The 26,804-nt window shown below is 59.9% G+C and carries 28 protein-coding genes and 1 other RNA gene; 17 read left to right on the forward strand and 12 right to left on the reverse strand.

Annotation, left to right across the window (positions count from 1 at the left end; all coding sequences use genetic code 11):
- Positions 1-57 precede the first annotated feature (57 nt).
- Entirely contained in the window at positions 58-1,293 is a 1,236-nt protein-coding gene (locus ABVN21_RS24300; protein ID WP_339552605.1) for a sterol desaturase family protein, read from the forward strand.
- Here the strand turns inward: ABVN21_RS24300 and ABVN21_RS24305 are convergent.
- Entirely contained in the window at positions 1,274-1,906 is a 633-nt protein-coding gene (locus ABVN21_RS24305) for a DedA family protein (RefSeq protein WP_339552606.1), read from the reverse strand. The two genes, ABVN21_RS24300 and ABVN21_RS24305, sit on opposite strands and share 20 nt — an antisense overlap.
- A 205-nt stretch (positions 1,907-2,111) precedes the next feature.
- Between ABVN21_RS24305 and hemB the strand changes: the two genes are divergently transcribed.
- Together hemB and ppk1 are read left to right on the forward strand one after the other, a co-directional pair.
- Positions 2,112-3,125, forward strand: coding sequence for a porphobilinogen synthase (hemB, locus tag ABVN21_RS24310; protein WP_339552607.1), 1,014 nt, complete (start codon positions 2,112-2,114; stop codon positions 3,123-3,125).
- An 18-nt stretch (positions 3,126-3,143) separates the two neighbouring features.
- Positions 3,144-5,366 (forward strand): polyphosphate kinase 1, encoded by a 2,223-nt coding sequence (gene ppk1 / locus ABVN21_RS24315; RefSeq protein ID WP_339552608.1) that lies wholly within the window; start codon positions 3,144-3,146, stop codon positions 5,364-5,366.
- A gap of 457 nt (positions 5,367-5,823) precedes the next feature.
- Here the strand turns inward: ppk1 and ppx are convergent, their stop codons facing one another.
- The 5 genes from ppx to ABVN21_RS24340 form a co-directional block, all read right to left on the reverse strand.
- The gene (ppx, locus tag ABVN21_RS24320) at positions 5,824-7,332 is read right to left on the reverse strand and encodes an exopolyphosphatase (RefSeq protein WP_339552609.1); all 1,509 of its coding nucleotides are present in this window, start codon (positions 7,330-7,332) and stop codon (positions 5,824-5,826) included.
- Positions 7,333-7,534: 202 nt separating this feature from the next.
- On the reverse strand, positions 7,535-8,272 hold the full coding sequence (locus ABVN21_RS24325; RefSeq protein WP_339552610.1) for an amino acid ABC transporter ATP-binding protein: 738 nt from the start codon (positions 8,270-8,272) through the stop codon (positions 7,535-7,537).
- Entirely contained in the window at positions 8,259-8,909 is a 651-nt protein-coding gene (locus ABVN21_RS24330) for an amino acid ABC transporter permease (protein WP_339552611.1), read from the reverse strand. Before ABVN21_RS24330 ends, ABVN21_RS24325 begins: the two co-directional genes overlap by 14 nt.
- A complete protein-coding gene (locus ABVN21_RS24335) occupies positions 8,906-9,586 on the reverse strand; it encodes an amino acid ABC transporter permease (RefSeq protein ID WP_339552612.1) in 681 nt (226 codons plus the stop codon). The genes ABVN21_RS24330 and ABVN21_RS24335 overlap by 4 nt, the downstream gene beginning before the upstream one ends.
- A 22-nt stretch (positions 9,587-9,608) precedes the next feature.
- A complete protein-coding gene (locus ABVN21_RS24340; RefSeq protein ID WP_339552613.1) occupies positions 9,609-10,394 on the reverse strand; it encodes a transporter substrate-binding domain-containing protein in 786 nt (261 codons plus the stop codon).
- 256 nt (positions 10,395-10,650) lie between these two features.
- Here ABVN21_RS24340 and ABVN21_RS24345 point away from each other — a divergent pair, with 256 nt between their 5' ends.
- The 7 genes from ABVN21_RS24345 to ABVN21_RS24375 all read left to right on the forward strand — a co-directional run bounded on the left by ABVN21_RS24345 (position 10,651) and on the right by ABVN21_RS24375 (position 17,718).
- On the forward strand, positions 10,651-11,358 hold the full coding sequence (locus ABVN21_RS24345; RefSeq protein WP_339552614.1) for a FadR/GntR family transcriptional regulator: 708 nt from the start codon (positions 10,651-10,653) through the stop codon (positions 11,356-11,358).
- A gap of 121 nt (positions 11,359-11,479) precedes the next feature.
- Entirely contained in the window at positions 11,480-11,809 is a 330-nt protein-coding gene (trxA, locus tag ABVN21_RS24350) for a thioredoxin TrxA (RefSeq protein WP_003206727.1), read from the forward strand.
- A gap of 246 nt (positions 11,810-12,055) precedes the next feature.
- Positions 12,056-13,315, forward strand: coding sequence for a transcription termination factor Rho (gene rho, locus ABVN21_RS24355; RefSeq protein ID WP_003206716.1), 1,260 nt, complete (start codon positions 12,056-12,058; stop codon positions 13,313-13,315).
- A 297-nt stretch (positions 13,316-13,612) separates the two neighbouring features.
- Positions 13,613-15,079 carry a 4-hydroxy-3-polyprenylbenzoate decarboxylase gene (ubiD, locus tag ABVN21_RS24360; RefSeq protein ID WP_020797260.1) on the forward strand — a complete coding sequence of 489 codons (1,467 nt, stop codon included), beginning with the start codon at positions 13,613-13,615 and terminating at the stop codon, positions 15,077-15,079.
- Positions 15,079-16,047, forward strand: a complete 969-nt coding sequence (locus ABVN21_RS24365) for a CDP-6-deoxy-delta-3,4-glucoseen reductase (RefSeq protein ID WP_339552615.1) — start codon at positions 15,079-15,081, stop codon at positions 16,045-16,047. The genes ubiD and ABVN21_RS24365 overlap by 1 nt, the downstream gene beginning before the upstream one ends.
- A gap of 206 nt (positions 16,048-16,253) precedes the next feature.
- Positions 16,254-16,922, forward strand: coding sequence for a gamma-glutamylcyclotransferase (locus ABVN21_RS24370; protein WP_339552616.1), 669 nt, complete (start codon positions 16,254-16,256; stop codon positions 16,920-16,922).
- Between the two features lie 181 nt (positions 16,923-17,103).
- Complete coding sequence (locus ABVN21_RS24375; RefSeq protein WP_339552617.1) at positions 17,104-17,718, forward strand: energy transducer TonB; 615 nt, start codon at positions 17,104-17,106, stop codon at positions 17,716-17,718.
- Positions 17,719-17,781: 63 nt separating this feature from the next.
- On the opposite strand, the gene ABVN21_RS24380 is transcribed toward ABVN21_RS24375, so the two are convergent.
- On the reverse strand, positions 17,782-18,759 hold the full coding sequence (locus ABVN21_RS24380) for an NADPH:quinone oxidoreductase family protein (RefSeq protein ID WP_339552618.1): 978 nt from the start codon (positions 18,757-18,759) through the stop codon (positions 17,782-17,784).
- 150 nt (positions 18,760-18,909) lie between these two features.
- On the opposite strand from ABVN21_RS24380, the gene ABVN21_RS24385 reads away from it, so the two are divergent.
- On the forward strand, positions 18,910-19,317 hold the full coding sequence (locus ABVN21_RS24385; protein ID WP_339552619.1) for a flagellar basal body-associated protein FliL: 408 nt from the start codon (positions 18,910-18,912) through the stop codon (positions 19,315-19,317).
- 84 nt (positions 19,318-19,401) lie between these two features.
- On the opposite strand, the gene ABVN21_RS24390 is transcribed toward ABVN21_RS24385, so the two are convergent.
- Positions 19,402-19,851, reverse strand: a complete 450-nt coding sequence (locus tag ABVN21_RS24390) for an EVE domain-containing protein (RefSeq protein ID WP_339552620.1) — start codon at positions 19,849-19,851, stop codon at positions 19,402-19,404.
- A gap of 197 nt (positions 19,852-20,048) precedes the next feature.
- On the opposite strand from ABVN21_RS24390, the gene ABVN21_RS24395 reads away from it, so the two are divergent.
- Positions 20,049-20,204, forward strand: coding sequence for a hypothetical protein (locus tag ABVN21_RS24395; RefSeq protein WP_223504843.1), 156 nt, complete (start codon positions 20,049-20,051; stop codon positions 20,202-20,204).
- Between the two features lie 35 nt (positions 20,205-20,239).
- Here ABVN21_RS24395 and ABVN21_RS24400 read toward each other — a convergent pair whose 3' ends face one another.
- The 4 genes from ABVN21_RS24400 to ABVN21_RS24415 form a co-directional block, all read right to left on the reverse strand.
- Positions 20,240-20,845 carry a 5-formyltetrahydrofolate cyclo-ligase gene (locus ABVN21_RS24400; protein WP_032831317.1) on the reverse strand — a complete coding sequence of 202 codons (606 nt, stop codon included), beginning with the start codon at positions 20,843-20,845 and terminating at the stop codon, positions 20,240-20,242.
- Positions 20,846-20,931: 86 nt separating this feature from the next.
- Positions 20,932-21,110, reverse strand: a non-coding RNA gene (gene ssrS / locus ABVN21_RS24405) — 6S RNA.
- A gap of 30 nt (positions 21,111-21,140) precedes the next feature.
- Complete coding sequence (locus ABVN21_RS24410) at positions 21,141-21,458, reverse strand: cell division protein ZapA (protein ID WP_008055229.1); 318 nt, start codon at positions 21,456-21,458, stop codon at positions 21,141-21,143.
- Positions 21,455-21,664 carry a TIGR02449 family protein gene (locus tag ABVN21_RS24415; protein ID WP_007942437.1) on the reverse strand — a complete coding sequence of 70 codons (210 nt, stop codon included), beginning with the start codon at positions 21,662-21,664 and terminating at the stop codon, positions 21,455-21,457. The genes ABVN21_RS24410 and ABVN21_RS24415 overlap by 4 nt, the downstream gene beginning before the upstream one ends.
- Positions 21,665-21,857: 193 nt before the next feature.
- On the opposite strand from ABVN21_RS24415, the gene ABVN21_RS24420 reads away from it, so the two are divergent.
- From ABVN21_RS24420 to ABVN21_RS24440, 5 genes are read left to right on the forward strand one after another with little or no spacing between them, the layout of a single operon-like run.
- Entirely contained in the window at positions 21,858-22,415 is a 558-nt protein-coding gene (locus ABVN21_RS24420; protein ID WP_339552621.1) for a YecA family protein, read from the forward strand.
- Between the two features lie 26 nt (positions 22,416-22,441).
- Entirely contained in the window at positions 22,442-23,776 is a 1,335-nt protein-coding gene (pepP, locus tag ABVN21_RS24425) for a Xaa-Pro aminopeptidase (protein WP_339552622.1), read from the forward strand.
- Positions 23,773-24,960 (forward strand): 2-octaprenyl-6-methoxyphenyl hydroxylase, encoded by a 1,188-nt coding sequence (gene ubiH / locus ABVN21_RS24430; protein WP_339552623.1) that lies wholly within the window; start codon positions 23,773-23,775, stop codon positions 24,958-24,960. The genes pepP and ubiH overlap by 4 nt, the downstream gene beginning before the upstream one ends.
- Positions 24,953-25,438 carry a DUF4442 domain-containing protein gene (locus ABVN21_RS24435; protein WP_339552624.1) on the forward strand — a complete coding sequence of 162 codons (486 nt, stop codon included), beginning with the start codon at positions 24,953-24,955 and terminating at the stop codon, positions 25,436-25,438. The genes ubiH and ABVN21_RS24435 overlap by 8 nt, the downstream gene beginning before the upstream one ends.
- A 9-nt stretch (positions 25,439-25,447) precedes the next feature.
- Positions 25,448-26,665, forward strand: coding sequence for a 2-octaprenyl-3-methyl-6-methoxy-1,4-benzoquinol hydroxylase (locus ABVN21_RS24440; RefSeq protein ID WP_339552688.1), 1,218 nt, complete (start codon positions 25,448-25,450; stop codon positions 26,663-26,665).
- The last annotated feature ends 139 nt before the right edge of the window (positions 26,666-26,804 follow it).

Below are 26,804 nucleotides of genomic sequence, written 5' to 3' on the forward strand. Positions count from 1 at the left end.
GGGTTAATTCGCGACTACACATAGCATCTGTCCTCAAGATTCCGATCAGGGCGCGTCATGGACTTCATTCTGTATGCGGTGCCGTTTTTCTTTGTGCTGATAGCCGTCGAACTGCTGGCCGACCGTTGGCGCGGGGTGAGCAACTATCGGGTGGCAGACGCGATCAACAGCATCAGCACCGGCGTGTTGTCGACCACTACGGGCCTGCTGACCAAAGGCGTGGGGCTGGTCACTTACGCGTTTGCCCTGAAGCATCTGGCGCTGTTCGAGCTCTCCGCCGACAGCGTGTGGGTGTGGATTTTCGCCTTCGTCCTTTATGACTTCTGCTACTACTGGCTGCACCGCATGGGCCATGAGCGAAACATCCTCTGGGCCGCGCATTCGGTGCATCACCAGAGCGAGGACTACAATCTCTCCACCGCCCTGCGCCAGACCAGCACCGGGTTTCTGTTGAGCTGGATTTTCTATCTGCCCATGGCCGTTGTCGGCGTGCCGCTGCTGGTGTTCGTCAGCGTTGCCGCGCTGAATCTGCTGTATCAGTTCTGGGTGCATACCCGGCACATTCCCAAGCTCGGCTGGTTCGAGTGGTTCTTTGTCACACCGTCCAATCATCGGGCTCACCATGCACAGAACGCTCTCTACATGGATCGCAACTACGGCGGGGTGTTCATTATTTGGGACCGTCTATTTGGCTCGTTCCAGGAAGAGGACGACAACGAACCGGTGATTTTCGGCGTGACCACGCCGCTGGCGAGCTGGAATCCGATTTGGGCCAACGTGCAGTTCTACGCGCAGTTGTGGGCGGATGCCCGGCGTACCGAAAGCACCTGGGACAAGCTGCGGATCTGGTTCATGCGCACCGGGTGGCGCCCGGCGGACGTGGCGGCGAAATACCCGATGAACAAACCGGACCTGAGCCAGTTCCGCAAATTTGAAGTGCCGTTGGACGGGCGTCAGCAGCTTTACGTCGCGTTGCAGTTCTGCGTCTACATTGCGCTGGGCAGCTATTTGATGAACCTGGAGTCGAGCCTGCCGACCGGCGCCCTGGTATTGGGCTGGAGTGCGGTGGCACTGGGTTTGTTTGTATTGGGCGTGGCCCTGGAGAATCGCCCGTGGGCGTTGAAGCTGGAGCTGCTGCGGCTGGCGTCGAATGTGCCGCTGGTGTGGCTGGCACCGCTGGTGGGGCTGTGGCCGGCCAGCGCGGCGGCCTGGGTCGGCCTGCTCAGTTACAGCTTGCTCAGCGGGATCGGTCTCTACTGCTGCAGAAACCGATTCACTCGGCTGGCGTCTTAGGTTCGCCGATATTGGCCTGTTGCGCTTTCAAGGCTTGCTCATCGGCGTAGATCTTCTTGGCCAGGCGGGCATTTTTGAAGCGTCTGCGAAGCCAAAGGCCCAGGCCTAGAACGAGGAGCGCGCCGAGCACCCACAGCTCGTACTTCTTGATGCTGCCGAGCATGCCTTCCAGCACCGCGCCGAAATGATAGGCGGCGGCCGCCAGTGCGGTGGCCCAGATTGCCGCACCAATGCCGTTGAGCAGCAGGTAGCGACCCGGTGGATAGCCCGACAGGCCGATGGCCACCGGCATCACCGTGCGGAGTCCGTAAACAAAGCGGAAACTCAGCACCCAGATGTCCGGGTGCTTGCGAATGTGTTCCAGCGCCCGGTCACCCATCATCTGCCAGCGCGGTTTGCGCGCCAGCAACTTGCGCCCGTGCTTGCGTCCCAGGAAGTACCACAGCTGATCGCCGGCATAACTGCCGCAGAACGCCACGACCACCACCAGGTTAATGTCCATGTATCCGCGGAACGCGAGGAAGCCTGCGAGCACCAGAATGGTTTCGCCTTCGAAGAACGTGCCGAGAAACAAGGCAAAGTAGCCGAAGTCATGCAGAAGTTGTTGGAGCATTGTCTGGGTGCTGGCGAAATGAACGCGCAGCCTAACCCTTCGTACACATTCAGGAAAGTGTCCAAATGTGTCTCGACGTGAACATTTCCTACAAGGACAATGGAATGCGGCTACCTGTCGCAGCGTGCACATAACTGTCACACGTTCGTCATAATGGCCGCTTATAACTGTTACGCTCGCACGCCAGCGGGCTCAGGAGTCTGCCGTGAGCTTTACCCCCGCCAACCGTTTGTTCCCTGCAACCCGCCTGCGCCGTAATCGTCGCGATGATTTCTCGCGTCGTCTGGTCCGTGAAAACGTATTGACCGTCGACGACCTGATCCTGCCGGTGTTCGTGCTGGACGGTGAAAACCGTCGTGAAGCGGTCGCTTCGATGCCAGGCGTCGAACGCCTGACCATCGACCTGTTACTGGAAGAAGCGGGCAAGTGGGTCGAGTTGGGGATTCCAGCGCTGGCGCTGTTCCCGGTGACGCCGCCGGAGCTCAAGTCGCTGGACGCCGCTGAAGCCTGGAATCCCGACGGTATCGCCCAGCGTGCCACCCGCGCCCTGCGTGCGCAGTTCCCCGAGCTGGGTGTGATCACCGACGTCGCGCTGGACCCGTTCACCACCCACGGTCAGGACGGCATTCTCGACGAAGAAGGCTACGTACAAAACGACATCACCGTCGACGCACTGGTCAGGCAAGCCCTGTCCCATGCCGAAGCCGGCGCTCAGGTGGTGGCCCCGTCGGACATGATGGACGGGCGTATCCAGGCTATCCGCGAGGCCCTCGAAGTCGCCGGTCACGTCAATGTGCGGATCATGGCCTACTCGGCGAAGTACGCCAGCGCCTATTACGGCCCGTTCCGCGACGCAGTCGGTTCGGCGCTGAACCTGGGCAAGGCCAACAAGGCCTCCTATCAGATGGACCCGGCCAACAGCAACGAAGCCCTGCACGAAGTGGCGGCTGACTTGTCAGAAGGCGCGGACATGGTCATGGTCAAGCCGGGCATGCCGTATCTGGACATCCTTTGCCGGGTCAAAGAAGAATTCAAAGTGCCGACTTTTGTTTATCAAGTCAGCGGCGAGTACGCCATGCACATGGCCGCGATCCAGAATGGCTGGTTGAGCGAAGGGGTTATCCTCGAATCCCTGACCGCCTTTAAACGCGCAGGCGCTGATGGCATCCTGACGTACTTTGCCGTTCGTGCCGCTCAATTGTTACGAGAGCAAAAATAGCCCTCCCAGGAACATGTGATGAATACCGAAGGACTCACTGAAGTTGCCGTAAAAGACGCTCAACCTGTGGTGGAGCAAATCGCCGAAACCCCACCGGAGCTGGAGCCTGCTCCCCCGGCGGCGGTAACCGAGCCCGCCCCGGCGGCGCCAGCGATCGCCATTCCCGGCCTGGATGACAGCAGCCTGTACATCCACCGCGAGTTGTCGCAACTGCAGTTCAACATCCGCGTGCTGGAACAGGCGCTGGACGAGTCCTATCCGTTGCTGGAGCGGCTGAAGTTTCTGCTGATCTTCTCCAGCAACCTGGACGAGTTCTTCGAAATTCGCGTGGCCGGCCTGAAGAAACAGATCACCTTCGCCCGTGAACAGGCTGGTGCCGATGGTCTGCAACCGCATCAGGCGCTGGCCCGCATCAGCGAGCTGGTACACGGTCACGTTGACCGCCAGTACGCGATCCTTAACGACATTCTGTTGCCGGAACTGGAAAAACATCAGGTCCGCTTCATCCGTCGCCGGCACTGGACGACCAAGCTCAAGACTTGGGTCCGCCGCTACTTCCGCGACGAAATCGCCCCGATCATCACCCCGATCGGCCTCGACCCGACGCACCCGTTCCCGCTGCTGGTGAACAAGAGCCTGAACTTCATCGTCGAGCTTGAAGGCATCGACGCCTTCGGTCGCGATTCCGGTCTGGCGATCATCCCGGCCCCGCGCCTGCTGCCGCGGGTGATCAAGGTTCCGGAAGAGGTCGGTGGGGCTGGCGACAACTACGTGTTCCTGTCGTCGATGATTCACGCCCACGCCGATGATCTGTTCCAGGGCATGAAGGTCAAGGGTTGCTACCAGTTCCGCCTGACCCGAAACGCCGACCTGGCACTGGATTCCGAGGACGTCGAAGACTTGGCTCGCGCCCTGCGTGGCGAGTTGTTCTCCCGTCGCTACGGCGATGCGGTGCGTCTGGAAGTGGCTGATACCTGCCCGAAACATCTGTCCGACTACCTGCTCAAGCAATTCAACCTGAGCGAGACCGAGTTGTATCAGGTCAATGGCCCGGTCAACCTGACACGGCTGTTCAGCATCACCGGCCTCGATAGTCAGCGCGAACTGCAATACACGCCGTTCACGCCGCAGATCCCGAAATTGCTGCAGAACAGCGAGAACATTTTCAGCGTAGTCAGCAAGCAGGACATCCTGTTGCTGCACCCCTTCGAGTCGTTCACTCCGGTGGTCGATTTGCTGCGCCAGGCTGCCAAGGACCCGCACGTGCTGGCCGTACGCCAGACGCTGTACCGCTCCGGTGCCAACTCGGAAATCGTCGATGCACTGGTGGACGCGGCGCGTAACGGTAAGGAAGTCACCGCCGTCATCGAATTGCGCGCGCGGTTTGACGAAGAGTCCAACCTGCAACTGGCCAGCCGTCTGCAAGCGGCCGGTGCGGTGGTGATCTACGGCGTGGTCGGCTTCAAGACCCACGCCAAGATGATGCTGATCCTGCGCCGCGAGGCGGGTGAGATCGTGCGTTACGCCCATCTCGGCACGGGCAACTACCACGCCGGCAACGCCCGCCTGTACACCGACTACAGCCTGCTGACTTCAGACGACGCCTTGTGCGAAGACGTCGGCAAGCTGTTCAGCCAGCTCATCGGCATGGGTAAGACGCTGCGCATGAAGAAGTTGCTACACGCGCCGTTCACCCTGAAGAAGGGCATGCTCGACATGATTGCCCGCGAAACCCAGTTCGCCCTCGACGGCAAACCGGCGCACATCATCGCCAAGTTCAACTCGCTGACTGATCCGAAGATCATCCGCGCGCTGTACAAGGCCAGTCAGTCGGGCGTGCGCATCGACCTCGTGGTGCGCGGCATGTGCTGCCTGCGGCCGGGCATCGCAGGGGTTTCGCACAACATTCACGTGCGCTCGATCATCGGTCGCTTCCTGGAGCACACCCGAGTCTTCTACTTCCTCAATGGCGGCGACGAACAGATGTTCCTCTCCAGCGCCGACTGGATGGAGCGCAACCTCGATAAGCGCGTCGAGACTTGCTTCCCGGTAGAGGGCAAGAAGCTGATCATGCGGGTCAAGAAAGAGCTGGAGCTTTATCTCACCGATAACACTCACAGCTGGAGCCTGCAGTCGGACGGCCGTTACATCCGCAACACGCCGACCGGCAACCAGAACCCGCGCAGTGCCCAGGCGACGTTGCTGGAGCGTTTGGGTAGCCCGATCCTGGCGGTTCGTTAACCCAGACACCGGATAAAAAAATGGCGATCCCTGCGGATCGCCATTTTCATTTACACCCCACCCCTGTAGGAGCTGGCTTGCCAGCGATGACGATCTCTCAATCACCGCAAGGCTGAAGGCCCTATCGCCAGCAAGCCGGCTCCTACCAACCTTGACCTTCAGCCATCCCCGTTAATGTAGGAGCTGGCTTGCCAGCGATGACGATCTCTCAATCACCGCAAGGCTGAGGCCCTATCGCCAGCAAGCCGGCTCCTACAGACCTTGACCCCCAGCCATCCCCGTTAATGTAGGAGCTGGCTTGCCAGCGATGACGATCTCTCAATCACCGCAAGGCTGAGGCCCTATCGCCAGCAAGCCGGCTCCTACCGACCTTGACCTTCAGCCATCCCCGTTAATGTAGGAGCTGGCTTGCCAGCGATGAAGATCGTTCAGCCACCGCATGAGTAAGGACCGTGTTTCAGCGCACGTTCAACACAAAATTCACGCGAGTCAGCCATTCCGCTTCGAGGGCGAAGTCGGCCTGGGTCAACTGGTTCTCTTCCAGCCACTTTTCCGGGAACAGCACGTCGAGGCTGTCGCCGTTGGCTTGCAGGACCACCTGAGGCATTTGCTGAGTGCCGCGAATGTGATGGAACAGAATCGCGAAGCGCAGCAGCACGCACAGGCGAATCAGCTTGATGCCGTCATCGCCGAACTCGGCGAATTTGTCCTTGGGAATGTTGCGGCGGTGGCCGCGTACCAACAGCGCTAGCATCAGCTGGTCTTCGCGGGAGAAACCGGCCAGGTCCGAGTGCTCGATCAGGTAGGCGCCGTGCTTGTGGTAGTGATAGTGCGCGATGTCGAGGCCCACTTCATGCACCTTGGCCGCCCAGCCGAGCCGCTCGCGCCAAACACCGTCTTCGTCGTCCAGATCCCAATCCTTGGCCACCTGATCGAAGGCATGCAGGGCTTTGCGTTCAACCCGCACCGCCTGTTCCTGGTCGACGTGATAGCGCTCCATCAGCGACGTCAGGGTGCGCTCGCGCACGTCTTCGTGATGATGGCGGCCCAGCAGGTCGTAGAGCACACCCTCGCGCAGGGCGCCTTCGCAGTGGTCCATGCGTTGCAGTTCGAGGGAGTCGAAGATCGCTTCGAGAATCGCCAGGCCGGCGGGGAAAATCGCGCGGCGATCCGGCTTGATGCCTTCGAAGTCGATTTTATCGACATCGCCGAGTTTGAACAGTTTGCGCTTGAGCCAGGCCAGGCCTTCGGCGTTCACCTCGCCCGCACCGTGGCCGCCGGCCTTCAATGCCAGGCCAATGGCGCGAATGGTCCCCGAGGAGCCGATGGCTTCGTCCCAGGTCAGGCGGTGCAGGGCGTGTTCGATGCTCATGATCTCCAGCCGCGCCGCCGTGTACGCCTGGGCGTAGCGGGCCGGGGTGATCTTGCCGTCCTTGAAGTAGCGCTGGGTGAAGCTGACGCAACCCATTTGCAGGCTTTCACGCAGCAGCGGTTCGAAGCGCTGGCCGATGATGAATTCGGTACTGCCACCGCCGATGTCGGCCACCAGGCGCTTTCCCGGCGTGTCGGCGAGGGTGTGGGACACGCCAAGGTAGATCAGGCGCGCCTCTTCACGACCGGAGATGACTTCCACCGGGTGGCCGAGGATTTCTTCGGCGCGGTGGATGAATTCGTTGCGGTTACGCGCTTCACGCAGGGCGTTGGTGCCCACGATCCGCACGGCGCCGGGCGGCATACCGTTGATCAGTTGGGCGAAGCGTTTCAGGCAATCGAGCCCGCGCTGCATGGATTCTTCGCTGAGCTTGCGCTCTTCGTCGATGCCGGCGGCGAGCTGAACCTTCTCGCCGAGACGCTCGAGAATACGGATTTCGCCGTTCTGGGCCTTGGCCACGACCATGTGAAAGCTGTTGGAGCCCAGGTCGATTGCGGCGATCAGGGACAGATTCTTGGCTTGGGATAGCGGCATGGTCAGGGGGTCTCGGTCGATAACCCTGACATCGTGCCACGATCAAAGGCTGACGCCAACGCGTACGAGACCGCTTCGCGGTCAATCGCGAGCAGGCTCGCTCCCACAGGGAACCCTGTAGCCGCGAAACCCGAGACCGACACAGGACCAATGTGGGAGCGAGCCTGCTCGCGATGGCGGCCTCTACGGCACCGAAGATCTGTCAGCCCGCCGCCTCAACCGTCCCAATGAAATTCGCCAGCTCAGCTGTCTGGGGATTGGCAAACAGCACTTTCGGATCGCCCACCTCATGCACCAGGCCCTGATGCATGAACACCAACTTATCCCCAACCTCCCTGGCGAAGCGCATTTCGTGGGTGACCATGATCAGCGTCATGCCTTCCTTGGCCAGTTGCCGGACCACGCTCAGCACTTCGTTGACCAGTTCCGGGTCCAGGGCGGAGGTGATTTCATCGCACAACAAAACCTTCGGCGACATCGCCAGTGCGCGGGCAATCGCCACCCGCTGTTGCTGGCCGCCGGACAGTCGGTCCGGGAAGGCATCGAATTTCTCCCCGAGCCCGACCCGCTCCAGCATCTGCCGCGCCAATTCGGCGGCTTTGGCTTTCGGGACTTTCTGCACCACCTGCGGCGCGAGCATCACGTTTTCGCCTACGGTCAGGTGCGGGAACAGGTTGAACTGCTGGAACACCATGCCGACCTTCTGCCGCAAGCTGCGCAGGTCGGCGCGGGCGGCGTCGAGGTATTCGCCGTCGACTTCGATGACCCCGTCGTTGATCGATTCCAGCCCGTTGAGGGTGCGCAGCAAGGTCGACTTGCCCGAACCGCTGCGGCCGATGATCGCCACCACCTGGCCTTCCTCGACGCTCAGGTCGATGCCTTTAAGCACATGGTGGTCGCCGTAATATTTATGCAGGGCGGAAATTCTAAGCAGAGGCATGCAGTCTCCTTTCCAGGTAGCGCGCACTGAGCGACAAGGGGTAGCAGAGCAAGAAGTAGCCGAGGGCGACGAGGCCGTAGACCATGAACGGTTCGAAGGTGGCGTTGGCGAGCATGCCGCCGGTCTTGGTCAGTTCGGTGAAGCCGATGATCGAGGTCACGGCGGTGCCTTTGACCACCTGCACCGAAAAGCCCACGGTCGGCGCCACGGCAATGCGCAGGGCTTGCGGCAGGATCACGTAGCGCAATTGCTCCAGAGGGTTCAGCGCCAGGCTCGACGAGGCTTCCCACTGGCCGTGGGGGATCGACTCGACGCAACCGCGCCAGATCTCCGCCAGATAGGCGCTGGTGAACAGCGTCAACGCAATCGCCGCCGCCATCCACGGCGAAATCTCGATACCGGCCAACGCCACGCCGAAAAACACCAGAAACAACTGCATCAACAGCGGCGTGCCCTGGAACAGTTCGATGTAAGTCCGGGCGAAATTGCGTGGGAGGGATTTGCCGGAAATGCGCATGACCATGATCAACAGGCCGATCAGCCCGCCGCCAATGAATGCCACCAGCGACAGCGCCAGCGTCCATTGCAGACCGGTGAGCAGGTTGCGCACGATGTCCCAAAAGGTGAAATCGCTCATCGGCTGCCCCTTGCGCTGTTTCTTGCCACAAATCGATGGCCGATCCAATTCAGCAACTGGCGGATCATTAGCGCCATGCACAGGTAGACCAGCGTGGTCAGCGCGTAGGTTTCAAAGGCGCGGAAGTTGCGCGATTGAATGAAGTTGGCGGCGAAGCTCAGCTCTTCGGTGGCGATCTGCGAGCAGACCGCCGAACCGAGCATGACGATGATGATCTGGCTGCTCAGGGCCGGCCAGACCTTGCCCAGTGCTGGCAGCAATACCACATGGCGGAAGGCTTCGAAGCGCGTCATTGCCAGCGCCGCTGCGGCTTCCAGCTGACCCCGGGGGATCGCCTGGATGCCCGCACGAATGATCTCGGTGGAATAAGCCCCCAGATTGATAACCATCGCCAACACCGCTGCCTGCCACTCGGAAATCTGCACACCCAGTGACGGCAAGCCGAAGAAGATGAAAAACAACTGCACCAGGAACGGTGTGTTGCGGATCAACTCGACGTAAACGCCGAAGATGCCGGCGAACGGGCGAATATTCCACGCCCGCACCAGGGCTCCGACGATGCCCAGCGCTACACCGAGCACCGCGCCGATGGCCGTCAGCTCCAAGGTGAACAACGCACCGCGCAACAGCAAATCGGTGTTTTGTACCACCGGCAAGAAATCGAACTGATAAGCCATAATGTGTCTCCTGCGTGCCGGATCAGAGGTCGGCCGGCAGCGGTTCTTTCAGCCAGGTCAGGGCGTTTTTCTCCAGTGCGCCGTCGCTCTTGGCAGTGACGAGGATCTGGTTGACCTTGTCCAGCAGCGCCGGCTCGTTCTTGTTCACGCCGACGTAGACCGGCGAATCCTTGAGCTTCACTTTCAACGCAGGCACACGTTTCGGGCTCTTCTCGCTGATCGCCACCATCACCACGTTGCCGCTGGCGATCAGGTCGACCTGACCGGCCAGGTACGCAGCAATGGTCGAGTTGTTGTCTTCGAAGCGCTTGATGGTCACGCCTTCAGGGGCGACTTTAGTCAGCTCGATGTCTTCGATGGCGCCGCGGGTGACGCTGATGGTTTTGCCCTTGAGATCGTCCAGGCTTTTGATGTCGGCGTCTGGCGGACCGAACACGGCGAGATAGAACGGCGCATAGGCGCGGGAGAAGTCGATGACTTTTTCGCGCTCCGGGTTTTTACCGAGGCTGGAAATCACCAGGTCAACTTTGCCGGTGGTCAGGAACGGGATGCGGTTGGTGCTGTTGACCGGGGTCAGTTCGAGTTTGACCTTGAGCTGGTCGGCCAGCAGTTTCGCGGTGTCGATGTCGAGGCCGCGCGGCTTCATGTCCGGGCCGACGGAGCCGAAGGGCGGGAAGTCCTGCGGCACGGCGACCTTGAGGACGCCGCGCTTGACCACATCCTCCAGGCCGTCGGCGTGGGCGGGTGCCTGGCTCAGCATCAGACTGGCAAACAGGGCAGCGAGGAGGGCGCTGTAACGCTGGGTCATGGCAAATCTCCGAATCGGCGAGGTGTGAATTCTGCGATTCGGCAGAGCATGGGCCATGCCAACATGGGTTTATCGGGTCGGAAAGCCGCGGTTTTGCTGGCGCCGCAAGGTCTTACTGGTCTGAACAGTCAACTCTCGTTTCGCACCTCGATAGCGCACCTGCGAAAATTCCCGAACCCCCGTGGGGCACGACTTGCCGGACGCCGCGAATAGCTTTACAACTGGCCGCACATTGGCCTGGTTCGTCTGGAAAACCATGAATTCGATCTCCCGTGCCGTACCCGAAGTTGCGCTGCAAGCCATCCGCAAACTGATTACCGAGCAGGGTTTCGGGCCGGGGGATGCCTTGCCTTCGCAAAGGGACCTGGCTGTGCAATTGGGCGTCAGCAGGGCGTCGTTGCGGGAGGCGTTGTCGTCGCTCAGCGCGCTGGGCGTCATCAGTATCCAGCCGGGCAAAGGCGTGTTTGTGCAGGCACCGGTGGAGCTGCCGCGAGGCGATGCGGCGCCGGGCTGGCCGTTCGCGGCGCAGGCTTCGCCGCTTGATATCTTCCAGTTGCGCTATGCGTTGGAGGGGTTCGCCGCGGGATTGGCAGCTGTGACCTTGAGCACCGACGAGCTTGATGCGCTGGAAGACAATGTCGCGGCCATGCGCAACGAATTGAAGTCCGGCGACTTCGATGCGGCGGCGCGCCTGGACTTCGAATTTCACCGTCGCATCCTATTGGCCAGCGGCAATCAGGCGATGTTGAGCATCCTCACCGCCAGGGCCGACATCTTCCTGGAGAGCCAGAAACTGCCGTTCATCCGGGCAGAGCGAGCCATGGAAACCTGGCAGGAGCATCGCAAAATCCTCCGTGCGCTGGCCCGGCGGGCCTCTGGCGCTGCACAGAAGGCCATGCACGAACACGTGCGCAACGCTGCGCTGCGTACGGGCATTGCATTCGTGGCTCCCGCCACGGCATGACTTGGGCTATACCCAAACTCATGGACCACCATAGCGAGACTCAATCATCTGCGGCTTCCTGAACACGGGAAGGGCGGCTATGATGGGCCACGTTTTTTTGCTTACAACCCTGGAGAATTCCATGAGCAGCGATCTTATCAAACACGTTAGCGACGCTAGCTTCGAGGCCGACGTACTCAAGGCTGAAGGCGCTGTACTGGTCGATTACTGGGCTGAGTGGTGTGGTCCTTGCAAAATGATCGCTCCTGTTCTGGACGAAATTGCCGAGACTTACAAAGGCAAGCTGACCGTTGCCAAACTGAACATCGACGAAAACCAGGAAACCCCGGCCAAGCACGGCGTGCGTGGTATCCCGACTCTGATGCTGTTCAAGAACGGCAACGTTGAAGCGACCAAGGTCGGCGCACTCTCCAAGTCGCAGCTGGCGGCTTTCCTCGACGCCAACATCTAAGCGTCGTTGTAGCGTGTCAAAAAAAGGCCCCGCATATTGCGGGGCTTTTTCGTTATTGAGGGCTAGACGCTCCGAAACTCAGGTGTTACATTCGGCCCCGCGCTGGTTTCTCCAGTGCCCCCTGCTAGCCGTCGCCGACGCTCTCCTTTCGAATAAGTACGCGATCCTGTCGCCTTCTCCGCGGCGCGGCCTCATTAAGCCAAAAGCTTAATTTCCCCCCTCCATAAATGATTACGTCATTCCTATATGAATCTGACTGAACTCAAGCAAAAGCCGATTACCGAACTGCTCGAATTGGCCGAACAGATGGGCATAGAAAATATGGCCCGTTCGCGCAAGCAGGACGTGATTTTCTCCCTGCTGAAAAAGCACGCGAAAAGCGGCGAGGAAATCTCCGGTGATGGCGTGCTGGAGATTCTCCAGGACGGCTTCGGCTTCCTCCGCTCTGCAGACGCCTCCTATCTCGCCGGCCCAGACGATATCTACGTCTCGCCGAGCCAGATCCGTCGCTTCAACTTGCGCACCGGTGACACCATCGTTGGCAAGATCCGCCCTCCGAAGGAAGGCGAGCGTTATTTCGCGCTGCTCAAGGTCGACACGATCAACTTCGACCGTCCGGAAAACGCGAAAAACAAGATTCTCTTCGAGAACCTGACTCCGCTGTTCCCGACCGTGCGCATGAAGATGGAAGCCGGTAACGGTTCCACCGAAGACTTGACCGGTCGCGTGATCGACCTGTGTGCCCCGATCGGTAAAGGCCAGCGCGGTCTGATCGTTGCACCGCCGAAAGCCGGTAAAACGATCATGCTGCAGAACATCGCGGCGAACATCGCTCGTAACAATCCTGAAGTTCATCTGATCGTGCTGCTGATCGACGAACGTCCGGAAGAAGTAACCGAAATGCAGCGCACGGTGCGCGGCGAAGTGGTTGCCTCGACGTTCGACGAGCCGCCAACCCGCCACGTGCAGGTTGCCGAAATGGTGATCGAGAAGGCCAAGCGCCTGGTCGAACACAAGAAGGACGTGGTGATCCTGCTCGACTCCATCACTCGTCTGGCCCGTGCCTACAACACCGTGATCCCGAGCTCCGGCAAAGTGCTCACCGGTGGTGTCGATGCCCACGCCCTGGAGAAACCGAAGCGTTTCTTCGGCGCCGCGCGGAACATCGAAGAAGGCGGCTCGCTGACCATCATCGCCACCGCGCTGGTTGAAACCGGCTCGAAGATGGACGAGGTGATCTACGAGGAATTCAAGGGCACCGGCAACATGGAACTGCCTCTGGATCGCCGGATCGCTGAAAAGCGTGTCTTCCCGGCCATCAACATCAACCGTTCCGGCACCCGCCGCGAAGAGTTGCTGACGGCTGACGACGAGTTGCAGCGCATGTGGATCCTGCGCAAGCTGCTGCACCCGATGGACGAAGTCGCTGCCATCGAGTTCCTGGTCGACAAGCTGAAAACGACCAAGACCAACGATGAGTTCTTCCTGTCGATGAAACGCAAGTAAGTCGAGCAGGGCTGTGCCCTGTGTGGCTGTTTCGTTAGTTCAAATTCGGATGCCGCTGGCTCATAGCCAAGGCGCTGCGACGAGTCATAGCCCGCTATGGCGAGGAGCAGCAACGCAGGATATGAGCCAGCGGCGCCGAAGTTGACTAACAGAGACAGCCATACAGGGCACCTGAGCCGGGGAAACCCGGCTTTTTGCTATCTGATTTTTGATCAAGCGGCAGTTCGTGGTTCTGAATGGAAGGGTTCGGCGCTAAACTGCCACCCCCGAACGCCACGGCCAATACGAGGCTCACGCATGCAGTATCGCGACTTGCGCGACTTTATCAGCGGCCTGGAACAGCGCGGCGAACTCAAGCGCATCCAGGTTCCGGTGTCCCCAGTGCTCGAAATGACCGAGGTCTGCGACCGCACTTTGCGCGCCAAGGGCCCGGCCCTGCTTTTCGAAAAGCCCACCGGTTTTGATATTCCCGTGCTCGGCAATCTGTTCGGCACCCCCGAGCGCGTAGCGTTGGGCATGGGCGCCGAAGCGGTCAGTGAGCTGCGTGAAATCGGCAAGTTGCTGGCGTTCCTCAAGGAGCCCGAGCCGCCGAAGGGGCTGAAAGACGCCTGGTCCAAGCTGCCGATCTTCCGCAAGATCATCTCGATGGCACCCAAGGTCGTCAAAGACGCGATCTGCCAGGAAGTGGTCATCGAAGGCGATGACGTTGATCTCTCGACCCTGCCGGTGCAGACCTGCTGGCCAGGCGACGTCGCGCCGCTGATCACCTGGGGCCTGACTGTCACCAAGGGTCCGAACAAGGACCGGCAGAACCTCGGCATCTACCGTCAGCAAGTGATCGGCCGCAACAAAGTCATCATGCGCTGGCTCAGTCACCGTGGCGGCGCGCTGGATTACCGCGAGTGGTGCGAGAAGCATCCGGGTCAACCGTTCCCGGTGGCGGTGGCGCTGGGCGCCGATCCCGCGACCATCCTCGGCGCCGTGACGCCAGTGCCCGACAGCCTCTCGGAGTACGCTTTCGCCGGCCTGCTGCGCGGCAACCGTACCGAATTGGTGAAGTGCCGCGGCAACGACCTGCAAGTGCCGGCCACCGCCGAAATCATCCTTGAAGGCGTGATTCATCCGGGCGAGATGGCCGATGAAGGGCCATACGGCGACCACACCGGTTACTACAACGAAGTCGACAGCTTCCCGGTGTTCACCGTCGAGCGCATCACCCATCGGATCAAACCGATCTACCACAGCACCTACACTGGCCGTCCGCCGGATGAGCCGGCGATTCTCGGCGTGGCGTTGAACGAAGTGTTCGTGCCGATCCTGCAGAAGCAGTTCCCGGAGATCACTGACTTCTACCTGCCGCCTGAAGGCTGTTCGTACCGCATGGCTGTCGTGACCATGAAGAAGTCGTATCCGGGTCATGCCAAGCGGGTAATGCTCGGTGTCTGGTCGTTTTTGCGACAGTTCATGTACACCAAGTTCGTTATCGTCACTGACGACGATATCAACGCACGTGACTGGAATGATGTGATCTGGGCCATCACCACGCGCATGGACCCCAAGCGCGACACGGTGATGATCGAGAACACGCCAATCGACTACCTCGACTTCGCCTCGCCGGTCTCCGGCCTGGGCTCGAAGATGGGGCTCGATGCCACGCATAAATGGCCGGGCGAAACCACGCGTGAGTGGGGTCGGGTGATCGTCAAGGATGATGCTGTGACCCAGCGGATCGATGCCATCTGGAATCAGTTAGGAATAGATTGATGCGTGTAACCTTGCAGCCCTCCGGAGCAGTGCTGGATATTTTGCCCGGCGAGCGGATTCTCGATGGCGCACGCCGTCTGGGCTATGAATGCCCGCAAAGCTGTCGTAACGGCAACTGCCACGTGTGCGCCGCGTTGCTGGTGGAAGGGCGCGTCGAACAGTCGGGGAATGTGCGCGACCATGGCGAGTTCTACACTTGCATAGCAGAGCCGCTGGAAGACTGCATCGTGCTGTGGGATGGCGTGCTCGCGCTGGGAGAATTGCCGGTGCGCAGTCTTTCGTGCCAGGTCACCAGTTGCACCGACGTCGGCGGTGATACATGGCGGGTGCGGCTGCGGGCACCTGCCGGCAAGCCGCCGCGATATCACGCCGGTCAGTACCTGATGATTCATCGGGACAACGGCGACAAGTCGTCCTTTTCCCTGGCCTCGGCGCCGTCTTCGGGGCGCGATCTGGAAATCCATGTGCTGGCGCGCGAAGCCAGTGCATTGAACCTGATCAAGCAGCTGCAACGTGACACGATGGTGCGAATCGACATGCCGTTCGGTGATACGCACCTGGCCGAGTTACCGGATGGTCCGTTGGTGTTGATTGCCGCGGGCACCGGTATGGGCCAGGTTCATGGCTTGATCGAACATTGCCGCGCCACCGGTTTCAAGCATCCGGTGCATCTGTATTGGGGCGTGCGACGTCCTGAAGACTTTTACGAAATCGAACATTGGGACGAGTGGCTGAAGTTGCCCAATCTGTTCCTGCATAAAGTCGTCAGCGATCATTGCGGCTGGGAGGGGCGCTGCGGCATGTTGCACGAGGCGGTGTGCGAGGATTTTCCCGATCTCAAAGCATTGCACGTTTACGCCAGTGGCTCGCCGGCGATGGTCTACGGCACGCTGGATGCGCTGGTCGAGGCGGGGATGGACGCCCATCAGATGCGCGCCGACGTGTTTGCGTACGCGCCTCGCTCTTGAGTCGCACTCTCTCGTTATAACTCCCTATATAGCCTATCGGTATTTATGCAATCGTATAAATACCGGTAGGTTATATATCAGCAAGGCTATTAATTAAGAACTGTGCCATGGCACTTAAATTGCCTTAAAACATATGTGCCTTATTGTTACAGCGGTGCGTTCTATTAAGTAATTCTTCACTCGCGGGGAGCTGAACGCTAATCGCCATGAGCGCCATTGAATCGTCCATTTTGAATCTGGCTTACCCTCCGCGGCTCGATCTGGGGCCGCAGCTCACGCACGAACAATTACTCAACTCCATGCAGTCGACCATGGCACGCCACAAGGGTGGGCCGGTGTGGTTGTTCGCTTACGGTTCACTGATCTGGCGTCCCGAGTGCACGGCGGTTGAACGGGTTCGCGGGCGTGTGCATGGCTACCATCGCGGCTTGTACCTGTGGTCCCACGAACATCGCGGCACGCCGGAAATGCCCGGTCTGGTCTTCGGCCTGGATCGCGGCGGTTCCTGCAGCGGGTTTGCCTACCGCTTGCCGGAAGAACAATTGGACGCTTCGCTGTATGCGCTGTGGAAACGGGAAATGCCATTTCCGTCCTACCGTCCGCACTGGCTCAATTGCCGACTTGAAGACGGCAGTCAGGTTCAGGCGTTGGGCTTTGTTCTGGAGCGGCATCTGCCCAGTTATGCCGGCAACTTGCCGGATCACGTGCTGAGCCACGTGTTCGAAAACGCTTGCGGGCGTTACGGCACCACTCGCGATTATGTCGAACAGACCGCCCACGCCCTGCGTAGCCATGCCATGCCAGACCGGAATCTGGAGGCGCGGCTCAAGCGCTGCAAATCAAAGGTCGAGCAAACGAGTGCTCCGCTTGTCTGAGCCAAGCGTAGGAAATGTTCACCTCATCGTTTTAATGCACCTGAATTGTCCGAATTAAGGGGGGACTTTGGGAAATGTCCTGCGCTTTTCCCGGAAGCCATGACCTTCAGCTCAAAGCCCTCGATCTTTACCCTTTGTCCTGCTGCCAGACATGGCATTTCAGGTGCGAAGGGGAGGGTTTATGCGGTGGTTTGTGTTGATGCTCATGCTGGCGATGTCTGGTGAAATCCGGGCCGGGGAGGTTTTTCTGATACCGGAGGACAATCCCAGACCGATTTATCCAACGGCACTGCAACGGGCCGGGATCATCGGCGATGTACGAGTCAGTTTCATGGTCAAAGCCGATGGATCGGTCAGCAAGGTGAACATTTTGCAAAGCGATCATCCCGATCTCGCTGAAGCGACGAGAGTGGCAATTGGGCAATGGCGGTTCAAGCCATGGAGGGTCGAAAGTGACAAACCAGCCGAGCAGGAAGTGATAGCCCCGATGGTTTTCGGATTCGATTCAAGGCTGCCGATTCACCTCAACAAATCGCTCAAGGAACTGAAATGCCGGGAGCTTAACGAGACCACTGTACGAGCCCCGGAACACGCTTGGGTTGATGTCGCCGCGTTCCACTACACCCGTGCTTATTTGTCGAACGCGTTTTCTACGACAACACTGACCAACGAGCGACGCCTGGCGTTGATAGCCAGTCTGAACAGAAAAGTACCGATTATTGTCAGGAAATGCATGAATAGCCCTGTTTCGAGGTATATGAGGTTTTTGCCGGAGGACATTCGCAAGTTGCTGTAGACAGATAAATAAGAAGGCCGGAACAACCCCGTCAGTTGTTCCGGCCTTTTTTCAAGCACAGATTCAGCGAACCTGAACCACCACTTTCCCTACGGCCTTGCGCTGACCAAGATCATTGATCGCCTGCGCCGCATTGCTCAGCGGGTAAACCTGCGACACCAGCGGCTTAAGCTTGCCTTCGGCAAACCAGCCAAACAGTTGCTGGAAGTTCGCTGCGTTGTCCTGGGGTTGGCGTTGGGCGAAGGAGCCCCAGAACACGCCAAGGACGGCCGCGCCTTTGAGCAGTGCGAGATTGACCGGTAGTTCGGGGATGCGACCGCTGGCGAAACCGACCACCAGCAGGCGGCCGTTCCAGGCGATGGCGCGGATGGCCTGATCGAACAGGTCACCGCCCACTGGGTCGTAGATCACATCGGCGCCCTGGCCGTCGGTCAGGCGTTTGATTTCGTCCTTCAGGCTGGTTTCGCTGTAGTTGATCAGTTCATCGGCGCCGGCGGCTTTGGCCACGGCGAGTTTTTCGGCGCTGCTGGCGGCGGCGATCACCCGGGCGCCCATGGCTTTGCCGATCTCTACTGCCGCCAGGCCGACGCCACCGGAGGCGCCAAGCACCAGCAGGGTTTCACCCGGTTGCAGGTTGCCACGTTGCTTGAGCGCGTGCATCGAGGTGCCGTAGGTCATGCTGAAGGCAGCGGCGGTGTTGAAGTCCATTGAAGGTGGAATCGGCAGCACGTTGTAGCCCGGCACCGCGACCTGTTCGGCGAAGCTGCCCCAACCTGTGAGGGCCATGACCCGGTCGCCGACTTTCAGGTGACTGACCTTCTCGCCCACCGCGCTGACAACACCAGACGCTTCGCCGCCCGGGGAAAACGGGAAGGGCGGTTTGAACTGGTATTTGCCTTCGATGATCAGCGTGTCCGGGAAATTCACCCCGGCGGCGTGCACGTCCAGCAGGATTTCGTTCTTCTTCGCGACAGGACTGGCGACGTCTTCCAGCACCAGCGATTCGGCAGGGCCGAAGGCATTGCACAGCACGGCTTTCATCAGGGCTATTCCTTTGGGAGTGATGGCCGATAAGTGTAGGTGTGTGAGTCGATGGGTCAACGAGCATGCCCGGCCCTGATAGTCAGCCATAAGCTTGTGCTTGAGCGGCGGGTCGATATGCTAGGCCGCAAACCGGATAAGGAGCGAATTGTGAAAGCGTGGATCATGTTGATGCTGGCCCTGACCCTGCCTGTGGCAGCGGTGGCCGAAGAGGCCAAGGAAGATGCAGCACCGAAGGTCAGTTACATAACCCTGAGCCCGCCATTTGTCGGCAACTATGGGTTGGACGGGACACCGAAGCTCAAGGTCTACAAGGCCGATGTGGCGTTGCGGGTAACTGGCGATGAGGCGACCAAAGCGGTGAAAGCCAACGAACCGTTGATTCGTAATCAACTGGTGGCGCTGTTTGCCCAACAGACCACCGAGGCGATGAACAACGTCGAAGCCAAGGAAAAACTGCGTCAGGAAGCGTTGAAGCAGACCCAGCAAATCATGAACGACGAAACCGGCAAGCCGGTGGTCGAGGATCTGTTGTTCAACAACCTGATCATCCAGTAATGCTGGATCCTGTAGGAGCCGGCTTGCCAGCGATAGCGCCCTAAAGACCGCCATCGCCAGCAAGCCGGTTCCTACAGATGCATCTCAGCGCAGGGCAATCACCGCCGCCCACTGCTCGGGCGTCACTGGCATCACCGACAGCCGCGATCCTTTCTGCACCAGCGGCATCTCCACCAACGCCGTCTGTTGCTTCAGATAATCCAGCTTCAAGACCCTGGTAAATGTCTCAACGTGAGCGACATCAATCGCGCTCCAGGCGTTTTTCTCTGCCGTTGCCTTTGGATCGTAGTAATGGCTCTCAGGCTCCAGCGCTGTCGGGTCTGGATAAGCCGCTTCGACAATCTTGCCAATCCCGGCAATCCCCGGTTCGGGGCAGCTGGAATGGTAGAAAAAGAACTCGTCCCCTACTGCCATCGCCCGCAGGAAGTTACGTGCCTGATAGTTTCGCACCCCGTCCCAGCGCGCTCGGCCAAGCTTCTCCAGGCCTTTGATCGAGAGTTCGTCGGGCTCGGATTTCATCAGCCAATAGGCCATGTTTTTTGCTCCTTGCGAGGTGAGTGGGCAGGTTGTCCGGCAATTTTATGACAAACCGACAGTCGGTTGACGCCAGCATTTGCGCAGCGGTTCACGTTGTCGCAAAATGCCGGCCTTTAAAGCTTGACGCTGCTGCACGGCCTACAAAACGGAAACCGCTGCTGTCATCGTGTTGATATGCCTTTGGGGGGCAATCGATGAAACGCAAACCGGATTTACTATGGATTTTGGTCATTTTGTTCGGCCTCGGCGTCGTGACCACTGGCTATGCCCAAAGCCTGTGGGCCAACAAGCCCGACGCACCGGTCGAAGTGGCGCAGCTGCAACAACAATCGACCGCGTTCAAGCGCTGAGCCTGTCTTTCCGACGCCGCTGATTCCAGTGGCGTCTAGCCTGCGTAATACCAGGCCTTGTCCGTTACCGTTCCTTGCAGCGGCACATCCCAGCTCGCTTGGGCCAATCGCTCCACCTTCTGACATTCATGGGCCAGCCCCAGCAACGTCGGCTTGCGCCAGTCATTACGCCGCGCCAAGTACGCCAGGCTTCGATCATAGAAGCCGCCACCCATGCCCAGGCGTCCGCCGACATCATCAAACCCCACCAACGGCAGCAGCACCAGGTCCAGTGCCCAGACTTTACGTTGCCGGGCGAGGTTGTGCCGGGGCTCAAGAATGCGGAAGCGATTGGGTTTGAGTTTTTCGCCGGGGCGGATGCGCTGGAACACCATTTTGGTTCGCGGCCAGGCACTCAATACCGGCAAATAGGTGGCTTTGCCGCGACGTTGGGCTGCACGCAGCAACAGGCGCGGATCGATTTCACCGTCGGTCGGCAGATAAAGAGAGATATGTTTTGCACGGCGAAACAGCGGTTGCTGGGCCAATTGCTTGTACAACCCGCGAGCAGCCTGGCGCTGTTGGCTGGGTGTCAGTGCGCGGCGGGCCTTGCGCAGCATGCGTCGAAGTTGCGGGCGAGGGAGCAGCGCAGGTTCGGTCATGGATTGGGGCTTCGGCAGTACGGATACGTAAAGCGTATCCGTAAAAAAGCCGATGCCGGTATTTAAACCGGCATCGGACTGGAATCAGGCTCCCCGGATGTACCGCTGTCGACTTAGCCCTTGAACCCGAAAGTTCAAGGTGGAAGATGCAGTAGGCTTTAAGGCTTTCCGTCTAGCGGACATGCACACCAGCCCAACGTGCAACCTCCAGGGTATAGCAAATCGGCTCAGGGACATCGCCAACTGGCAAGCACCCCAGGGAGTGATGCGAGTATAACGCAAGCGGTGGCGTGAATCAGCCTTTGGTGACGTCCGGATCAGTTGCGAGCACCAGATCGACACGATCCAGCAGGTCGCGCACCTGCTCGCGGGTCGAGCCGCTGGCCTGGATATCCGGACGTTCTTCCTTGTGCAACAGGTCGTGGGTGATGTTCAGCGCGGCCATGACGGCGATGCGATCGGCACCGATGACTTTGCCGCTGCTGCGGATTTCGCGCATCTTGCCGTCGAGGTAGCGGGCGGCGCTCACCAGGTTGCTGCGTTCCTCCTGGGGGCAGATGATCGAATATTCTTTGTCGAGGATCTGCACGGTGACGCTATTGCTTGAACTCATGAGTCTTGCTCCAGGGCCTTGAGGCGCGAAATCATCGATTCGACCTTACGCCGGGCGATTTCGTTTTTTTCAATGAGGTGAGCGCGTTCCTCGCGCCAGGTCTTTTCCTGAGCTAGTAAGAGTCCGTTTTGGCTCTTAAGTTGCTCGACTCGGCTAATCAGCAATTCGAGTCTGGCCATCAGCGCTTGCAGGTCGGTGTCTTCCATTGTCTTCACTGTCTGATGGGGTTGGACTGTAGGAGCGAGCTTGCTCGCGATGAGCCTGAGAACGCCGCGGGGTGTCAGGTGCCCAGCGTTATCGTTGAAGACCATCGCGAGCACGCTCGCTCCTACAGGGGTAGTCGATGTAGGATACAAGGCCTTCATTCTAGACATAGCGCCGTCTGGCGCCTAGCTGCCCATGCCCATTCAGAATTCCCCGTACCAAGCCTTTGCCACCCTGCTGACCTCTAGCGGTCATAACGTCTCGCCTGCCGAACTGCACGGCCTGCTGCTCGGCCGCAGCTGCGCCGGTGCCGGTTTTGACGCCGAAGGCTGGCTGATCGACGCCGCCGAGTTGCTCGAAAGCGAGCCACAGGACAACGTCCGAGCAGCCTTGATCGGCCTGCAAGAGATGGTCAAGGGTGAGCTCACCGGCGACGACGTGACCGTTGTTCTGCTGTTGCCGACTGACGATGCCCCGCTCACAGAGCGTGCCGCTGCACTGGGCGAGTGGTGCCAGGGGTTCCTCAGCGGTTTCGGCCTGAACTGCCGCGACAGCAGCGCCCTGAGCACCGAAGCCACCGAGGTGCTGCAGGACCTGGCGGCCATTTCCCAAGTGCAAGACGCTCTGGAAGAATCCGACGACGGCGAAAATGACTATATGGAAGTGATGGAGTACCTGCGCGTCGCACCGCTGCTGTTGTTCTCCGAAACCAAGAAAGACGTAGCGCCCGCCGCCAAACCATCGCTTCACTGATCAATGCCAGGGAACGCCATCTGCCCATGACTCATATCCCGAAATCGGAATACAGCCGTCGCCGCAAGGCCTTGATGGCGCAGATGGAACCCAACAGCATCGCCATCCTGCCCGCCGCCGCGGTGGCCATCCGCAATCGTGACGTCGAGCACGTTTACCGGCAGGACAGCGACTTCCAGTACCTCAGCGGTTTTCCCGAGCCTCAGGCCGTGCTGGTCCTGATCCCGGGGCGTTTGCATGGCGAATACATCCTGTTCTGCCGTGAGCGCAACGCCGAACGCGAGTTGTGGGATGGCCTGCGCGCCGGCCAGGAAGGCGCGATCCGCGATTTCGGTGCCGATGACGCTTTCCCGATCACCGATATCGACGACATCCTGCCGGGCCTGATCGAAGGCCGCGACCGGGTGTATTCGGCCATGGGGAGCAACCCGGAGTTTGATCGGCACCTGATGGACTGGATCAACGTGATCCGCTCCAAGGCCAATCTCGGCGCCCAGCCGCCGAACGAATACGTTGCTCTGGATCACCTTCTTCATGACATGCGCCTTTATAAATCGTCGGCGGAAGTGAAAGTGATGCGCGAAGCCGCACGTATTTCCGCCCAGGCCCATGTGCGGGCGATGCAGGCCAGTCGGATCGGGTTGCATGAGTTCAGTCTTGAAGCCGAGCTCGATTACGAGTTCCGCAAGGGCGGGGCGAAGATGCCGGCCTACGGTTCGATCGTCGCAGCGGGGCGCAACAGCTGCATCCTGCATTACCAGCAGAATGACGCGGTGCTCAAGGACGGCGATCTGGTGTTGATCGACGCCGGATGCGAAATCGACTGCTACGCCAGCGACATCACCCGCACCTGGCCGGTCAACGGCAAGTATTCAGCGGAACAGAAGGCAATCTACGAATTGGTACTGGCTGCCCAGGAAGCCGCGTTTGCCGAAATCGCTCCGAACAAGCACTGGAATCAGGCCCACGAGGCCACGGTTCGGGTGATTACCGCCGGTCTGATCGAGCTGGGTTTGTTGCAGGGCGACGTTGATGAATTGATCGCCAGCGAAGCCTACAAAGCGTTTTACATGCACCGCGCCGGCCACTGGCTGGGCATGGATGTACATGATGTCGGCGAATATAAAGTCGGCGGCGAGTGGCGCGTGCTGGAAGTCGGCATGGCGCTGACCGTGGAGCCGGGAATCTACATTGCTCCGGACAACCAGAACGTGGCGAAGAAATGGCGCGGCATTGGCGTGCGCATCGAGGACGACGTTGTGGTCACCAAAAGCGGCTGTGAAATCCTGACCAAAGGCGTACCGAAAACCGTCGCCGAGATCGAGGCCCTGATGGCGCAAGCACGGACACAAGCGGCATGAGTCGAGTCAATCTGGCGATCATCGGTGGCGGTCTGGTCGGCGCGAGTCTGGCGTTGGCCCTGCAGGCCGGCGCGAAGTCCCGTGGCTGGAAGATCGTGCTGATCGAGCCGTTCGCTCCCGGCGATACTTATCAACCGAGCTACGACGCGCGTTCCACGGCGTTGTCCTTCGGTGCGCGGCAGATTTATCAGCGCTTGGGCGTCTGGCAGGAAATCTCCCGCCACGCCGAGCCGATCAAACAAATTCACGTCTCCGACCGTGGGCGTTTTTCCACGGCGCGGCTCTCCGCAATGGAAGAAGGCGTACCGGCGCTGGGTTATGTGGTGGAAAACGCCTGGCTCGGCCAATGCCTGTGGCAAGGCCTGGACAAGGACGTGATCAGCTGGCGTTGCCCGGCGGAAGTTACGCGCATGGAGCCGCTCACCGACGGCTACCGCTTGACCCTCAATGACGAAACCACCCTGGAATGCGACCTCGCGGTGCTTGCCGATGGCGGCCGTTCAGGTTTGCGCGAGCAACTGGGGATCGGCGTCAAGAAACGCCCGTACAACCAAAGTGCACTGATCGCCAACATCACCCCGAGCGAAGCCCACAACGGCATGGCTTTCGAGCGTTTCACCGACGAAGGCCCGATGGCGTTACTGCCGCTGCCGGACAACCGTTGTGCGCTGGTCTGGACTCGTTTGGGGATGGACGCGCAGCGTCTGGCCGCGCTTGATGAACGCAGTTTCCTCAGCGAATTGCAGGGCGTTTTCGGTTATCGCCTCGGTACCTTGAAGCAAGTCGGCGCGCGGCACTTGTATCCGCTGTCGTTGGTGGAGGCCGAAGAACAGGTGCGACCGCATCTGACGATTCTCGGCAATGCTGCGCACAGCCTGCACCCAATTGCCGGACAGGGGTTCAACCTGTCCCTGCGGGATGCCCAGGCCTTGGCAGACGCGCTGCTCGCCAGTGAACAACCGTTGGGTGATTTTGCGACCTTGCAAACCTATCGCGAACGCCAGCGCCTGGATCAGAACCTGACCGTGGGCTTCTCCGATCAGGTCACGCGCTTGTTCGGCAGCACACAGCCACTGGTTTCCATGGGCCGTAATCTCGGCCTGCTGGGTCTGGATCTGCTGCCGCCGGCCAAGCGCTGGTTCGCCCGCCAGGCCATGGGTTTGGGTACTCGTCCTGATGTTTAAGTGGCTGACCAAGACGTTCGGCAAGGCGCGGTTGATGCGCTGCTTCATGAATTTCTACCCGCCATACCTTGGCGCCGGAGTTCGAGTGCGGCACATCAGCGACGATTTTCGCGAGGTTCAGGTGTCCATGGGCTTGAGCTGGTACAACCGCAATTACGTGGGTACCCAGTTCGGCGGCAGCCTGTATTCGATGGTCGACCCGTTCTTCATGCTGATGCTGATGGAAAACCTCGGGCGCCATTACATCGTCTGGGACAAGGCGGCCGACATTGATTTCATCGCGCCGGGCAAAGGTCCGGTGTTCGCACGATTCAACATCGACGACACCTTGCTCGACGAGATCCGTCGGCAGACGGCGGGTGGCGAAAAATACCTGCCGCAATTGCAGGTCGACATTCACGATGGCGCCGGCAATCTTGTAGCGCGTGTCGGAAAAACCCTTTACGTGCGGCTCAAGCCGCAAGCGAGACAGGCTTAAAGCATGGAAATGCGCGCAGATCTGCTGATTGTCGGCGCCGGAATGGTCGGCAGCGCCCTGGCGTTGGCGTTACAGGACAGCGGGCTGGAAGTCCTGTTGCTGGACGGCAGCCCCATGAGCGTCAAACCCTTTGACGCCCAGGCGCCGTTCGAGCCGCGGGTGAGTGCCTTGTCTATCGCCAGCCAGCGGATTCTCGAACGTCTGGGCGTGTGGGACGGCATCGCCAACCGGCGTAGCAGTCCCTACAGCGACATGCACGTGTGGGACGGCAGCGGCACCGGGCAAATCCATTTCTCGGCGACCAGCGTGCACGCCGATGTGCTGGGCCACATCGTCGAAAATCGCGTGGTTCAAGACGCCTTGCTCGACCGCTTGCACGACTGCGATCTGGGTATGCTGGCCAACGCACGCCTCGAGCAGATGCGCCGCTCCGGTGACGACTGGTTGCTGACCCTCGCCGATGGCCGCACCTTGCGCGCTCCGTTAGTCATTGCGGCGGATGGCGCCAACTCGGCGGTACGGCGCCTGACGGGTGTCGCGACGCGCGAGTGGGATTATATGCACCACGCCATCGTCACCAGCGTGCGCAGCTCAAAACCTCATCAAATGACCGCATGGCAACGCTTCACCGACAACGGCCCGTTGGCGTTCCTGCCGCTGGAGCGGGATGGGCAGCAGGATTGGTGCTCGATTGTCTGGTCGACCACGCCGAGCGAAGCCGAACACTTGATGGCGCTGGATGACGAAGGTTTCTGTCGCGCTCTGGAGCGGGCCTTCGAAGGTTGCCTCGGCACAATATTCAGCGCCGACCCGCGCCTGTGCGTGCCATTGCGTCAGCGCCATGCCAAGCGATACGTCGCCGAAGGCCTGGCGCTGATTGGTGATGCGGCGCACACCATTCACCCGTTGGCCGGGCAGGGCGTGAATCTTGGTTTCCTCGATGCCGCCGTGCTGGCGGAAGTGTTGCTGCAAGCGGCAACCCGAGGTGAACGCCTGGCGGACGAGAAAGTCCTTAGCCGTTACGAGCGTCGACGCATGCCACACAACCTGGCCCTAATGGCGGCGATGGAAGGGTTTGAGCGCTTGTTCCAGGCTGATCCGTTGCCTGTGCGCTGGTTGCGTAATACCGGGTTGAAAATGGTCGATCAGATGCCTGAGGCCAAGGCGTTGTTTGTGCGCGAGGCGCTGGGGTTGATCGGGGATTTGCCGGCGCTGGCCAAGGCCTGAGATTTTTATAGAGGTTGCCGGCCTAATCGCGAGCAGGCTCCCACATTGGAATGCATTTCAACTGTGGGAGCCTGCTCGCGATGGCGGCCACTCAGTCGCCACCTATTTCTGCTTGTGCAACATCTGGTAACTCCTCCGC

Origin of the sequence: Pseudomonas sp. MYb327, assembly GCF_040438925.1 — a bacterium.
GTDB lineage: Bacteria > Pseudomonadota > Gammaproteobacteria > Pseudomonadales > Pseudomonadaceae > Aquipseudomonas.